Here is a 13,240-nt window from a genome sequence, read left to right as displayed (position 1 = left end):
CGCAATGTGGCCATCTTGCCACAACTTGCCGCTGCGGCAATATAAAATTCCAAAGATTGGCGCACAAGTTACCCCTAGTAGCATATTTTCGCGCTCAGACTGCCTAAACGGCCACTTGCTCACCTGATTACGTAAACTTTGAAGCTTTGTGCACCGCAAGGCTCGCAACAGCCGAAAGTTGTTATTCCGTGTGAAACATCTAGTGTGATTTACACTGCTTACCGGGGAGTGGGAGATAATATGGTAAGAACAAAATTAATCAGCGCTGCACTAGGCTTAACCGGGAGCTCGTTGCTATGTTCAACAGCACTGGCAGGAGGCATCGAGCGCGGCGGCTACAATATCGACCTGCTTTTCGATCCGTCGCGTGCAGCGGTGGAATCAACGGCAACTTTTGTGATGCCGCATCGCAAGTTGAAGAATGTGCAGGACACATCGCCTGGGGATGGTCCGCTTAACGCCTTCGGCTATTCTTCATCTGCAGATGAAACCGAGAACTATTGGTCGCCCCGCATCGGAATCAAGGGTGGCTACGAAAATGCCGACTGCATGTTCGACTACTCCCAGCCCTACGGCGCGCACACCAATCCAGGTGCAGACTGGGCCGGCGCTAATCAAAATATCGAAACCAAGATCAATAGTGACAATTACGCTTTGACTTGCTCCTACAGGTTCGATGCCGGCCCTGGTCAACTCCGTTTGATCGGCGGCGCGAACTACTTGGAGATGGACGGTTTCAAGGAGCGTTTGGTGGTAGCGCCGGAGCTATTCGGACTTCCGCCTTTGGCGCCGCTTGGTCTTACCGGCACCGGGGTTGGGCGGCTTGATCTAGAAGGCGACGGTTGGGGATGGCGTGCTGGTGTAGCATATGAAATCCCAGAATATGCTATGCGGGCAAGTCTCGTGTATTACAGCGAGGTAAAGCTCGACAACGTGACGGGCACTGTTGACCTTACCAATCTGCCGCCAGCGCTTGGTGTAATACCAGGACCTGGCGGAACTCCGCTAGTGCCAGGTGCTGGGACGCTTATACCAGTGTCCGGCTCGACCGCCATGCCGGATGCTCTAGAGCTGAAATTACAGTCTGGCATTGCACCTGAATGGCTTGCGTTTGGCTCGGTAAAATGGACCGACTGGAGCCAATTGGGAAGGATACCCTTCTACAGCAGCTCTGGCCGCGAAGTGACGTCGCTTGACCTGGGATATCGCGACGGATGGACCGTCAGCGCAGGTGTCGGCCACAAATTCAGCGAGCAATGGAGTGCGGCCACCAGTATTACCTGGGATCGTGGCACCTCACAGGAATACGGGTCAAACAGCGATACCTGGACGCTTAGCGCCGGGGTGTCCTATTCGCCTAACAAGAATGTCGAAGTTCGTTTCGGCGGCGTAATCGGCATTTTGACCGGCGGTGACTCCAGCGCTCAGGTGTTAGATGGCGTGACGATCGGTGACGAAGCTACATATGAATACGATGACGACCTCGTCGCGGCGCTATCGACATCGCTTAAGGTCAAGTTCTAAGCCTACAAGAACATCTATAAAAGGCCCGGTTTCTGCCGGGCTTTTTTGTGCCTGATGAACTATTGCTCATTTGCTCCTGCTACGGCTCGTGACGATTTCGCAACACATTTCTAAGACAATCATCGCAAGCTTGGAAGAGAGATGCTTTGTCCATTTCCCGCCACAAACAGGGCGCAGCGATAGATGAAGAAAAGGCGCGGACCGCGGGGGCGGGGCGCGTAATTTGGAGTACCATGGGCGGGTTTTTCAAGAAAAAGTGGGGCTTTCCATGCGCGGGAGAACGGCTACGGATGCCGTTGGTGCCCGGTATGCGCGCCACGGTGGCAAGTCCTAGTCTTGCCGAAATGGGCATCTACAGTTTCATCAGTCGACCGCTGGATGAAGCCTTCGGACAGGTCCGAAGACTTCATCAGATCGGCCAGAGAGCTCGGGCTGCGGTGAACAACCGTATGGCATCGCGGCAGAGTGAAAGAAACTGAACCATGCCGAAGTTTGACATGTTGTCCATGAGAGTATTGCTTCTTGGCGTGTCGCTGGCGTCGGTCCTTGCTGGACCGGTTGCCGCTTTCGATATCAAGTCGGGCGTTACGAAGGAATCGGGGCCTTTCGATCTCTTCAAGTTCGGCTTCAAAGCCTATAAAAACGGCCAGAAGGAAGATGCGGTCGAGGCCTATCGCTACGCGGCTGAAAAGGGCCATACGGGTTCACGCTGGGCGCTCGCCAACATGTATGCCTATGGCGATGGTGTCGCCAAGAACGATCTCGAGGCGTTTAAGATCTATAACGAAATAGCCTCTCAAGGCGTGGAGCCCGGATCCGAAGACACGGGCTTTTTCGTCAACGCCTTGCTGTCGCTTGCCAATTACTATCGGCGTGGCATTCCCGACACCGCCGTCAAGCCTGATCTTGCCCAGGCGCGCCAGCTCTATTTTCAGGTCGCATCGACTTTTGGCGTGGCGGAAGCGCAGTTCCAGCTGGCCAAGATGATCCTGGCGGGCGAGGGCGGTACGGCCAATCTGCAGCAGGCCAAGAAATGGCTGAACCAGGCTCGCAAGAACGGCCATGCCGGAGCGATGGCGGTATTCGGCAATGTTCTTTTCGATGAGGGGCAGACGGTCCGCGGCTTGGCATTCCTGACGGCCGCACTCGACAAGTGCAGCGCCAAGGACTGCATCTGGATGCAGCAGCTTCAGGAGCAGGCATTCTCTGTCGCAGGTGAAGAAGACCGGCGCGGCGCGATTGCTCTGTCGCACGAATTTGCAAGAGGTGTCGAATAAGGCTCCGGCTCAGCCGAAGTCGAATATGCCTGCCACGGGCACGTGATCTGAAGGCTTCTCCCATGCGCGGACATGCTTTTCGATTACCGTGGCCTTGAGCCTGTCGGCGGCTTCCGGCGAAAGCAGAAGGTGGTCGATGCGGATGCCGTTGTTCTTTTGCCAGGCGCCGGCCTGATAATCCCAGAATGAATAAAGCTTCGTGGCGTCGGTGGTGGCGCGAACCGCGTCGACCAGACCGAGGTTTTCGAGCTTTCGGAAGGCCGCGCGCGTCTGCGGCAGGAACAGCGCATCCGTCGTCCACACGGCCGGATCAAAGCAATCATGCGGCTCCGGAATAACGTTGTAGTCTCCGGCCAGGATAAGCGGCTCCTCGAGCAGAAGGCAGTTCTGTGCATGCCGGCGCAGGCGCTCCAGCCAGGCGAGCTTGTAGGGATATTTAACCGGATCGTTCGCAGGATTGCCATTCGGCAGGTAGATCGAAGCGACCCGAACAACGCCGCCGGGGATCGAAAATACGCCTTCGATATAACGGGACTGCTCGTCCACCTGGCCATCAGGACCTTCGCCGCCCGGCAGCCCGCGCAGGATTTCGTCCGGCCTTATCTTCGAGAGGAGAGCGACGCCATTGAAGCCCTTTTGACCATGCGTCTCGACATGATAGCCCAGCGCTTCGATCTCCAGGCGCGGAAACCCTTCGTCGACGGACTTGATCTCCTGGAGGCAGGCGATGTCCGGCGACGAATCGGAAAGCCACTGGCGCAGGCTGTCAATGCGCGCCTTCACGCCGTTGATGTTCCAGGTGGCAATCTTCATGGCAATGTCCTTCGCGCTGTCCGTTTCTCTTTTAGCGAAAGCAGAAGGCTTGGGAAGTGCTTGGACGCTGCTAGATCGAGAAGCTGGTGCCGCAGCCGCAACTGGCGACAGCGTTCGGGTTCTTGATCTGAAACGACTGGCCGAGCAGGTTATCGACGAAATCGATTTCCGAACCGGCCATGTAGACCAGCGAAAGACTGTCGATCAGAACCTTGGCCTCGCCATTGGCGACCACCACGTCGTCCTCCTGCGCCGCCTCGGCAAGATCGAATTTATACGAAAAACCTGAACAGCCGCCGCCTTCAACAGTCACCCGCAAAGCCTGTTTGCCCGCTTCATGAGCGACAATTTCTGCGATCCGCTTTGCCGCGGCATCCGAGAGCGTTACATCTGCATTCATGATCCATCTCCTGCCGGGTTCAAGGCCCGGTGAGTTCCGGGCACGCCCCGGAGATAAGTGTCACCGGCGTTGCGCACGGCGTCACTATAGGTATGAAGGCTTAAACGGCGCGTCAATGGGCGCCATGCGCGGGACGAAGAAACAGGTGAGTGCATGACGATCGATACGGGGGCGCTGGGATTTGGCAGCGGCGAGCGCGCGATATATGCGTCCAACCCTTGGGCGTCGCGGGGCAGGCTTTTTCCCGAGGCCGGCAGTCTGACGAGATCCGAGTTTCAGCGCGACCGCGACCGCATCGTTCATACGACCGCTTTTCGGCGGCTGAAGCACAAGACGCAGGTCTTCATCAGCCCGGATGGCGACCATTATCGAACCCGCCTGACGCATACGATTGAGGTGGCACAAGTTGCCCGCGCGCTTGCGCGCGCCTTGAAGCTTGACGAGGATCTGGCCGAAGGGGTGGCTCTCGTTCACGACTTCGGCCATACGCCGTTCGGCCATACGGGTGAGGATGCGCTGGATGACATGCTGCAGCCCTATGGCGGCTTTGATCACAATGCCCAGTCGCTGCGTATCGTCACCAAGCTCGAGCGGCGTTATGCCGACTTTGACGGCCTGAACCTGACCTGGGAAAGCCTCGAAGGGCTCGTCAAGCACAATGGACCGCTGCTCACCGTAACCGGCGAAGGCGCGCATGGACCGGTGCCCCAGCCGATCCGCGACTATTGCCAGCTGCATGATCTGGAACTGAGCAGTTATGCCAGCCTCGAAGCGCAGGTCGCAGCTATTTCCGACGACATCGCCTATAATACTCACGACATCGACGACGGTTTGCGTTCCGGTCTGCTGACATTCGAAATGCTGGAAGACGTGCCGTTTCTGGCGGGGCTCATGCATGAGGTTAAACAGCGTTATCCGCATCTTGAGCCGAGCCGCTTCGCTCATGAAATCATGCGCAGGCAGATTACTCACATGGTTGAGGACGTCATAGGCATCGCGCAAGTCAACCTCGCAACACTGAATCCGCAAAGCGCCTCCGATATTCGTGCTGCGGACCATGTCATTGCGACCTTTTCTCCGGAAATGGCCGCTACGGACCGCCAGATCAAGAAGCTGCTGTTTTCGCGAATCTATCGCCATCCCGACATTATGCGGATCCGTGCCGGCGCAGCGCAGATCGTATCTGACCTCTTCTCTGCCTATATGAACGACCCATCCTTGATGCGCAGCCATTACTGGGTCAACCACATTTCCGGCCTGGAGGATGGTGCCAAGGCCCGTCACGTTGCAGATTATCTGGCAGGCATGACGGATACCTACGCCATTCGTGCGCATGCCGAGTTGTTTGACCAGACTCCTGAATTGCGCTAGGCACCGGCCCATTACCAACGGCTTTTCAAGGGCCCGCGCAGGCATCTGAGCGGGTGAGTGATATGAACCTCTTTACCGACTTCGAAAACAGAATAAAGAACGCGCTCGAAACCATTGATCTGGTGAAAGAAAAGCGAAGCGAAGTCGATTTTGACCGTTTGACTGTCGAGCCGCCTCGAGATCAAAGCCACGGCGATGTGGCAACCAATGCTGCGATGGTATTGGCAAAGCCGCTCGGTACCAGTCCGCGGGCTTTAGCCGATGTAATTGCGGGTGCTTTGAAAAGCGATCCGGATATCACGGAGGTCTCGGTTGCCGGGCCGGGCTTCATCAATATCCGTCTGTCGAAAGGCTACTGGCAGCGGCTCCTCTCGGCCATGCTCCAGCAGGGAACGGGCTATGGCCGGTCGCAGGTCGGTGCCGGCCGCAAGGCAAACGTTGAATATGTGTCGGCCAATCCGACTGGTCCCATGCATGTGGGTCATTGCCGCGGTGCCGTGGTGGGTGATGCGCTTGCCAACCTGATGGGTTTCGCCGGCTACGAGGTCACCAAGGAATATTACATCAACGATGCGGGAAGCCAGATCGATGTGCTGGCCCGTTCGGTCTTCCTACGCTACCGCGAAGCGCTCGGAGAGGATGTCGGGGCCATTCCTTCCGGCCTTTACCCGGGTGATTACCTCGTTCCGGTGGGGCAAGCGCTGGCGGAGGAATATGGCACGCGGCTGCACAACATGCCGGACGAAGACTGGATGCCGATCGTCAAGGAGAAGGCCATCGACGCGATGATGGCAATGATCCGAGAGGATCTCGAGGCGCTTAATGTGCATCACGACGTCTTCTTCTCGGAGCGGACGCTGCATGTGAATGGCGCGCAGCGAATCCGCACCGCCATCAATGACCTGACTTTCAAGGGCCATGTCTATCGCGGCACGCTGCCTCCTCCGAAGGGACAGCTGCCGGAAGATTGGGAAGATCGCGAGCAGACGCTGTTCCGCTCCACCGAAGTCGGCGATGACATCGACCGTCCGCTGATCAAATCGGATGGCAGTTATACCTATTTTGCTGCCGACGTCGCCTATTTCAAGGACAAGTACGATCGCGGCTATGACGAGATGATCTATGTGCTCGGCGCCGACCACGGAGGCTATGTGAAGCGGCTGGAAGCGCTTGCCCGAGCCGTCTCCGAAGGTAAGGTCAAGCTCACGGTTCTTCTATGCCAGCTGGTCAAGCTTTACCGGAACGGCGAGCCGGTCAAGATGTCGAAGCGCTCGGGCGACTTCATCACACTGCGCGAAGTGGTGGACGAGGTGGGCTCCGATTCCGTCCGCTTCATGATGCTTTACCGCAAGAGCTCCGAGCCTTTGGACTTCGATTTTGCTAAGGTCACCGAGCAGTCGAAGGACAATCCGGTCTTCTATGTGCAATATGCCCATGCCCGGTGCATGTCGGTATTTCGGCAGGCGCGTGAAGCCTTCCCGGACATGGATACTGATTCGCTCGATCTTGCCGGAGCGGCAAGCCTGATCGAAGACCCGGCGGAGCTGCAATTGGTCGGCAAGCTTGCAGAATTCCCCAGAATCATCGAGGCTGCAGCACTGGCGCAGGAGCCGCATAGATTGGCTTTTTATATTTATGATTTGGCCAGTTTCTTCCACGCGCACTGGAATAAAGGCAAGGAACAACCGGAATTACGTTTTATTAACGATAAAAACCGAGAATTGAGCGTTGCCAGACTTGGGCTGGTGCGTGCCGTCGCCTCTGTATTGCAGTCCGGACTAGCTATCACGGGCACGGCCGCGCCAGAAGAAATGCGCTGAATCGCCACCATTTCCCCACATTGCGCTGGCAGACGCGTTGTAACGTAGGTGGGTGGACAAAGTAATGGCAGATCACAATCTTGCGCGTAGCCGGAACGATGCTCCGGGGCTCTTTGCCGACGATGATCCGCTGGCAGAGCTCGCCCGGATTGTCGGATACGATGAGCGGCTTGTTCCGACGCCGGAAAATCCGGTGCCTCAGGTTGCATCGCAAGGTCGCCGGGAGCCCGCCTTCAATCTCGAAGACGAGCTCCTACTCGAATTCGAACAGTATGATGCGCCGCGTCTGGAAGCTGCTAACGACACGGCTGTTCATACTCAGCAGCCTGCCGATTATGCTGAACTGCATGTGGACGTGCTCGAGCCGGTAGAACCGGAAGAATCCGCGTTTGTTCCAGAAGTTACCGGCGATCCGTCTGCAGCGATGCAGCCTCTCGCTGCCCAGCAGGACGTTTCGGAGCCCGTCGCTTACCATGATGAGCATGCTCATCTTCTGGAGCTGCAGAACTCCTTTGAGTCTGAGCCGGAAGCGGCGAGGGTGGAGCCGAGCTTCGACGCGGCCGACTACGGCAGCCTAATCGAGGACCTCCCAGCCCTCGAAAGAGTTGCGCCATCCTATGCGCCGGTGCTGTCTGAGGCGCCGGACCGCGCGGCAATCGAGCAGCAGGCTTATGCCTTTGACCTGGCATCCGAACTGGAGACGTCCATCGGCGCGGCTTCGGTTCCCGTCGTCGAGGCGCCTGCCAAGCCTGAATCGAAGCGGAAGGACGCTTATGTCCCCGGCTTCCGGATGCCGCTCGCCAATTTCAACCCGACCTCCGGCTTTGGTCCGGGTTCGCGTCCCGGCGCCGAGCGCGAAGTGGTGGAAGTCCCCAATGTAACGTCGCATGAAGTTCCGGCCTGGGATCTTGTCCTGCCGAAGCTTGAAGCGGGGCAGCCTGTGCTTGCCGCCGTCCCTGTTGCGAATGCCACTATCGCTGATGTCCCGGCGTCGCCGGGTGCTATCCAGCAGCCCGTTATTGCTGGCGTCGCTGCGAATGTAGTCACTGCAGTTTCGGAGCCTGTTTCTGCACAAGAGCCGGTGGTAGCCGATGCTCAATCGCCGGCTGCAGAGGCAGCGGAAGAGTTCGAGCTGGATCCGTTTGCCGACGAGGAGTTTGAGCTTGCGCTCGATGATCTCGAACTGGATCTGGCCGATGTCGTGGTCGAGGAGAACAGCAGGCGCTCGGCCGCTCAGCTCGTCATGGCTGCCCCTGCCGAGTCTCAGCCGATCTACACTCCGGCAACCGAGCAGGTTGTCGTGGCCGAACCGGTCTTTAATTTCGAAGAGGAGGTTGCGACCTCCGAACCGGAAGCCGACTTGCCGTTCGACCCTGCCTTGATTACGGAAGCTGAAGAGCGTCCCGAAGTTATTGCTGAACTCGACGTTCCGTCGCTTCCTGTGGAAGAGCCCGAGCACGAGCCTGCTTATCGCGCTGAATACGATATCGATATTGATGCCGAATTGGCGACGCTGCTGGCTTCGCCGGCGGCTTCTGCGCCAGCGGCCGCCCCGGAACCGCCAGTTGCTGCCGCAGCGCCAAAGGCATCCGAAGCGCCTGCCGAGCAGCGTTCGATCTATGCTGATCTCGACGAATTCGAGCGGGCCCTGGAAGAGGATTTCCGCCGCAGTCTTGCAACGCCTCTTGCGCTGGCTGAACGTTATCCAGACGGCAATGCCTATGCGCTCAGCGGTGGCGACGGCGAGCGTCGTGGCGCCTCGCGTATCTGGATCCTGCCGCTGGCCTTCGCAGGCGTTCTGGCCGTGGCTGGAGCCGGCGCTTATGCATGGCTCGGCGATGGCGTATCCGGAATGGTTGCGAGCGGCGAGCCGGTCATCATCACCGCCGACAAGGAGCCGATCAAGGTCGCTCCGGCAAATCCAGGCGGCAAGACGGTGCCGAACCAGGACAAGGCGGTTTATGACCGTGTTGCGGGAGCTGCGCCTGAAACACCCAAGCAGCAGACCCTGATTTCAAGCAATGAAGAGCCGGTCGACGTCGTGCAGAAGACCTTGATGCCGGATACGCTTCCCCTCGAAGGCGAGAACGACATCGAACCTACCGATGTCGGCGAAACCGAAGATCCGCGGCTTCTTCCGCAGGAGCAGCCACAACAGGCCTCCGCCCAGGATCCCGTCACTGTCACGCCGCGCAAGGTCAAGACGATGATCGTGCGCCCCGACGGCAAGCTGGTTGAGCAGGAAGTTACGGCTCCGGCACCCGCTGTTGCGGCAATCCAGAGCGAGAAGATGCCGGCGGCACCGGCAAAGTCACCGGAAATGGCCTCCATGCCGCGCGATCCGATCGCGGCTCCGGCAATGCAGCCGGCTGCTGCGCCTGCGCGGACACAGGCCTCTGGCATCGTACCGGTCTCCGCACCGATCACCCCGGCTTCCGAACCCGTCGCTGCCGTGAAAGCCCAAAGCCCAGCCGCGACGCCGGCATTGGCTCAGCCTGTTGCCACCGCGACGCCGGCAGCGAAGGCTCCGGTTCCGGCCATGCGTCCGGCGCAGCAGCCGGTCAATGTCGTTGCAGCGGTAACGGATCAGGGCAATGTACGTGCACCGAGCGCCGCCCCGCCTCCGGTTCCAGCGGCGACCGCAGCCAATCAGGTGGCTTCGCTCGGCGATGGTGGTTACGTCATCCAGATCGCGTCGCTGCCGTCTCAGGCTGAGGCGCAGAAATCCTACCAGAGCCTTTCGACGAAGTTCGGCAACGTCATCGCCGGCCGTGGCGTCGATATCAAGCAGGCGGAGATTGCCGGTAAGGGTACATTCTATCGCGTTCGCATCCCGGCGGGAAGCAAGCCGGAAGCTGTGGCCCTTTGCGAGCGCTACCGCTCTGCCGGCGGAACCTGCCTCGTCGCCAAATAAACCACTGTATTCCACGATGAGAGAAACGGGGCGTTCATCGCCCCGTTTTTTGTTTTGAGGCAATGGACTAGGATCAAGCCATGAGCGAATCAAAAGCAATGATCCTCGGCGCCATGGGCGCCGAACTCACCCCGGATGAAATGGCCCTTTATCGGGATGAGAGACCTTGGGGCTTCATCCTGTTTGCGCGCAACTGTTTGGAGCCAAACCAGATCACCGATCTTGTGGCATCAATGCGCGACAGCGTCGGTAGGCCGAACGCACCTGTCCTGATCGATCAGGAAGGCGGACGCGTTCAGCGCATCCGCCCGCCGATGATCGAGCGCTATCCTTCTGGGGCGGTGCTGGGAGATCTTTATCGTCAGGATAAGGAGATAGGCTTACGAGCGGCTTGGTTGATGTCGCGTCTGCATGCTTTCGATCTGATGAAATTTGGCATCAATGTCGATTGCCTGCCGGTCCTGGATGTGCCGGTCGAAGGCTCGAGCAATGTGATCGGCGATCGGGCTTACGGGTATGATGCGCAAACGGTGGCGGATATGGGCAAGGCGGCGTCCGAGGGACTGAAGGCCGGCGGCATGCTGCCCGTGATGAAGCATATGCCGGGGCATGGCCGGGGCATGGCCGATTCACATCACGAACTGCCGGTGGTGAACGCCAGCTTGACCGAACTCGAGGCGCATGATTTCCTGCCTTTCGTCGCCATGAAGGACGAGCTCATGGCGATGAGCGCTCACATCGTCTTCACGGCTGTCGATCCGGACGAACCCGCGACCACCTCGGCCAAGGTCATCGAGCAAGTAATCCGGAGCCACATCGGCTTCGACGGCCTGCTGCTCTCCGATGACACCTCCATGAATGCCCTCAAGGGCACGATAGGGGAACGGGCAGCGCGAATTGTCCGTGGCGGTTGCGATATCATCTTGCATTGCAACGGCATCATGAATGAAATGAAGGCTGTGGTGCAGGAAGCAATCCCATTATCCGGAAAGGCGCTGCGCCGGACGCAGGCCGTAGAGGCGGCTTTGGGTGCCGGCGACGGCGCGGACGAAGACGTGCTTCGTGCAGAGTTTCACAGACTGCTGGCAACTTCCTGAACGGGGCGGACAAGAACGAGGTTCGGATGGCCGGGACGACTTCGCAGAATGCCATTCCGATGGATAAGCTTTGGCAGGATGCTGCCGAGCGCGCGGCCGATGATCCGGCTCTGATGATCGACGTTGCCGGCTTTGAAGGTCCTCTCGATCTGCTGCTTCATCTCGCCCGCAGCCAAAAGGTCGATCTTTCGCGTATTTCGGTTCTGGCCCTTGCGGAGCAGTATCTGCGCTTCGTCGAGAGTGCCCGGCAGGTCCGCATTGAACTGGCCGCGGACTACCTCGTCATGGCAGCATGGCTGGCCTTCCTCAAATCGAAGCTGCTGATCCCCCAGCCAATAAAGGGCGATGACGGTCCAAGCGGCGAGGAAATGGCGGCAACGCTTGCCTTTCGCTTGAAGCGTCTGGAGGCCATGCGGGATGCAGCTACGCGGCTGGTCAACCGCAACAGGCTCGGCCGCGACATCTTTGCACGCGGGGCGCCGGAACATATCCCGCACCGCGTCGAATCAAAATATGACGCGACACTTTATGATATTCTGTCAGCCTATGCCAATCTGCGCCAGCGCACGGCCATCACGCATGTGACCATCGAGCGGCGCAAAGTCTGGTCGCTGGTGGATGCGCGAGAACTGCTGACCCGCATGCTGGGCGAAATGGGTGACTGGACGGCGCTGCAGTACTATCTGTTGCCATATCTTCCACCGGAGGATCGTGTCACGGCGACAGCCAGTGCTTTTGCGGCCTCTCTGGAATTGGTGCGCGAAGGCAAGCTGGAAATGCGCCAGGACGGCGCCTATCAGCCGATCTATCTGCGCAAAGGGCAAGGCACTTCGCGTGAAGCCGACGGCAGTTCCCGATCCGGAGGACAGGAGTGACGTCCGTCACCGAGGATGATCTTGCGGTTGCCGCCGAAGATGATCCGGCCTCGATTCCGCTGTCCATGACGGAGGTCGAGCGGATTGCCGAAGCACTGGTGTTTGCCTCAGCCGAGCCGGTCTCCGAAGCATTTCTGGCCGAGCGTTTGCCCCGCGGCGTCGATGTTAGCAGCGTCATGGCACGTCTTGTGGACTTGTACGCACTACGCGGTGTCAACCTGATCCGGACAGCTGATCGCTGGGCCTTCCGTACGGCAGCCGATCTGGCCTTCGTTATACATACTGACGAAAACGAGGTCAGGAAGCTTTCCCGCGCAGCTCTGGAAGTGCTTGCCATCATTGCCTATCACCAGCCGGTGACGCGTGCGGAAATCGAAGAAATTCGCGGCGTGCAGACTTCAAGAGGTACGCTGGATGTTCTGATGGAGGCGGGCTGGGTGCGTTTTCGCGGCCGCCGGCGTTCTCCCGGAAGACCCGTCACGCTTGGGACAACGACTGATTTCCTCGATCACTTCGGACTTGAGGAATTGCGCGATCTTCCTGGCCTCGAAGAGCTCAAGGGGGCAGGGCTCCTGTCTGGCCGGATACCGCCCGGCTTCAACATTCCCATGCCGCTCAGCGACGAGGATCTGGCGCAAGACGAGGATCCGATCACGCAACTCGATCTGGAAGAACTCGGCTTGTTGACGCCTGGAGGAGGCGAAGAGGAATAGCAATCATCAGCCTTGATCACGTCTTCGGTTGGGGCTGCCATTCCTTATTATACCTCCAGTGGAACCAGCTCCTACGTCCTTGTTTTTATGTCCGGTCAGTTACGATGGGCGTTTGTCATCAAGCTTTTGTGCAGGACATTTTGGTGTTTGAAAAAGCACCATAAAGAGCTTACATCGAGGATAAGGTTCTAATGGAGTTGGGCTATGGGTTCTTTTAGTGTGTGGCATTGGCTTATCGTCCTCGTGATCGTGCTCGTCCTATTTGGTCGCGGCAAGATCCCTGAACTGATGGGCGACGTCGCCAAGGGCATCAAGAGCTTCAAGAAGGGCATGTCCGACGACGACGCTCCTGAAACCGACGGTACTACTGCCACGACCACGGCAAAGACGGTTGACCACAAGCCGGACGAGGTCAAGGAAAGCAGCCGGTTGTAAT

12 protein-coding genes are annotated in these 13,240 nt (G+C 58.5%); 10 read left to right on the top strand and 2 right to left on the bottom strand.

The annotated features are described in order from the left end of the window. Positions 1-240 precede the first annotated feature (240 nt). From E2F50_RS01395 to exoR, 3 genes are all read left to right on the top strand, one after another. The gene (locus E2F50_RS01395; RefSeq protein ID WP_133314277.1) at positions 241-1,524 is read left to right on the top strand and encodes an OmpP1/FadL family transporter; all 1,284 of its coding nucleotides are present in this window, start codon (positions 241-243) and stop codon (positions 1,522-1,524) included. A gap of 146 nt (positions 1,525-1,670) precedes the next feature. Beyond that, positions 1,671-2,003 carry a hypothetical protein gene (locus E2F50_RS01390; RefSeq protein WP_133314276.1) on the top strand — a complete coding sequence of 111 codons (333 nt, stop codon included), beginning with the start codon at positions 1,671-1,673 and terminating at the stop codon, positions 2,001-2,003. Positions 2,004-2,021: 18 nt separating this feature from the next. Then, positions 2,022-2,801 (top strand): exopolysaccharide production regulator ExoR, encoded by a 780-nt coding sequence (gene exoR / locus E2F50_RS01385; protein ID WP_425375343.1) that lies wholly within the window; start codon positions 2,022-2,024, stop codon positions 2,799-2,801. Between the two features lie 9 nt (positions 2,802-2,810). Here the strand turns inward: exoR and xth are convergent, their stop codons facing one another. Then, complete coding sequence (gene xth / locus E2F50_RS01380; protein WP_133314274.1) at positions 2,811-3,614, bottom strand: exodeoxyribonuclease III; 804 nt, start codon at positions 3,612-3,614, stop codon at positions 2,811-2,813. Positions 3,615-3,684: 70 nt separating this feature from the next. Further along, on the bottom strand, positions 3,685-4,014 hold the full coding sequence (erpA, locus tag E2F50_RS01375) for an iron-sulfur cluster insertion protein ErpA (RefSeq protein WP_425375342.1): 330 nt from the start codon (positions 4,012-4,014) through the stop codon (positions 3,685-3,687). Between the two features lie 153 nt (positions 4,015-4,167). On the opposite strand from erpA, the gene E2F50_RS01370 reads away from it, so the two are divergent. The 7 genes from E2F50_RS01370 to E2F50_RS01340 all read left to right on the top strand — a co-directional run bounded on the left by E2F50_RS01370 (position 4,168) and on the right by E2F50_RS01340 (position 13,239). Next, complete coding sequence (locus E2F50_RS01370; RefSeq protein WP_133314272.1) at positions 4,168-5,385, top strand: deoxyguanosinetriphosphate triphosphohydrolase; 1,218 nt, start codon at positions 4,168-4,170, stop codon at positions 5,383-5,385. A gap of 62 nt (positions 5,386-5,447) precedes the next feature. Continuing rightward, positions 5,448-7,205, top strand: a complete 1,758-nt coding sequence (gene argS / locus E2F50_RS01365; RefSeq protein ID WP_133314271.1) for an arginine--tRNA ligase — start codon at positions 5,448-5,450, stop codon at positions 7,203-7,205. Between the two features lie 64 nt (positions 7,206-7,269). Next, positions 7,270-10,119 carry an SPOR domain-containing protein gene (locus tag E2F50_RS01360; protein ID WP_133314270.1) on the top strand — a complete coding sequence of 950 codons (2,850 nt, stop codon included), beginning with the start codon at positions 7,270-7,272 and terminating at the stop codon, positions 10,117-10,119. Between the two features lie 80 nt (positions 10,120-10,199). Next, a complete protein-coding gene (gene nagZ / locus E2F50_RS01355) occupies positions 10,200-11,216 on the top strand; it encodes a beta-N-acetylhexosaminidase (RefSeq protein WP_133314269.1) in 1,017 nt (338 codons plus the stop codon). 26 nt (positions 11,217-11,242) lie between these two features. Beyond that, the gene (locus E2F50_RS01350) at positions 11,243-12,091 is read left to right on the top strand and encodes a segregation and condensation protein A (protein WP_245515253.1); all 849 of its coding nucleotides are present in this window, start codon (positions 11,243-11,245) and stop codon (positions 12,089-12,091) included. A gap of 65 nt (positions 12,092-12,156) precedes the next feature. Next, positions 12,157-12,804: an SMC-Scp complex subunit ScpB gene (scpB, locus tag E2F50_RS01345; protein ID WP_133315185.1), complete on the top strand. Its 648-nt coding sequence runs from the start codon at positions 12,157-12,159 to the stop codon at positions 12,802-12,804. A gap of 204 nt (positions 12,805-13,008) precedes the next feature. Then, on the top strand, positions 13,009-13,239 hold the full coding sequence (locus E2F50_RS01340) for a twin-arginine translocase TatA/TatE family subunit (protein WP_133314268.1): 231 nt from the start codon (positions 13,009-13,011) through the stop codon (positions 13,237-13,239). The last annotated feature ends 1 nt before the right edge of the window (position 13,240 follow it).

The sequence above is a fragment of the Rhizobium deserti genome (assembly GCF_004358025.1).
Lineage (GTDB): Bacteria > Pseudomonadota > Alphaproteobacteria > Rhizobiales > Rhizobiaceae > Neorhizobium > Neorhizobium deserti.
This window is presented reverse-complemented; position numbering and strand designations above follow the sequence as displayed.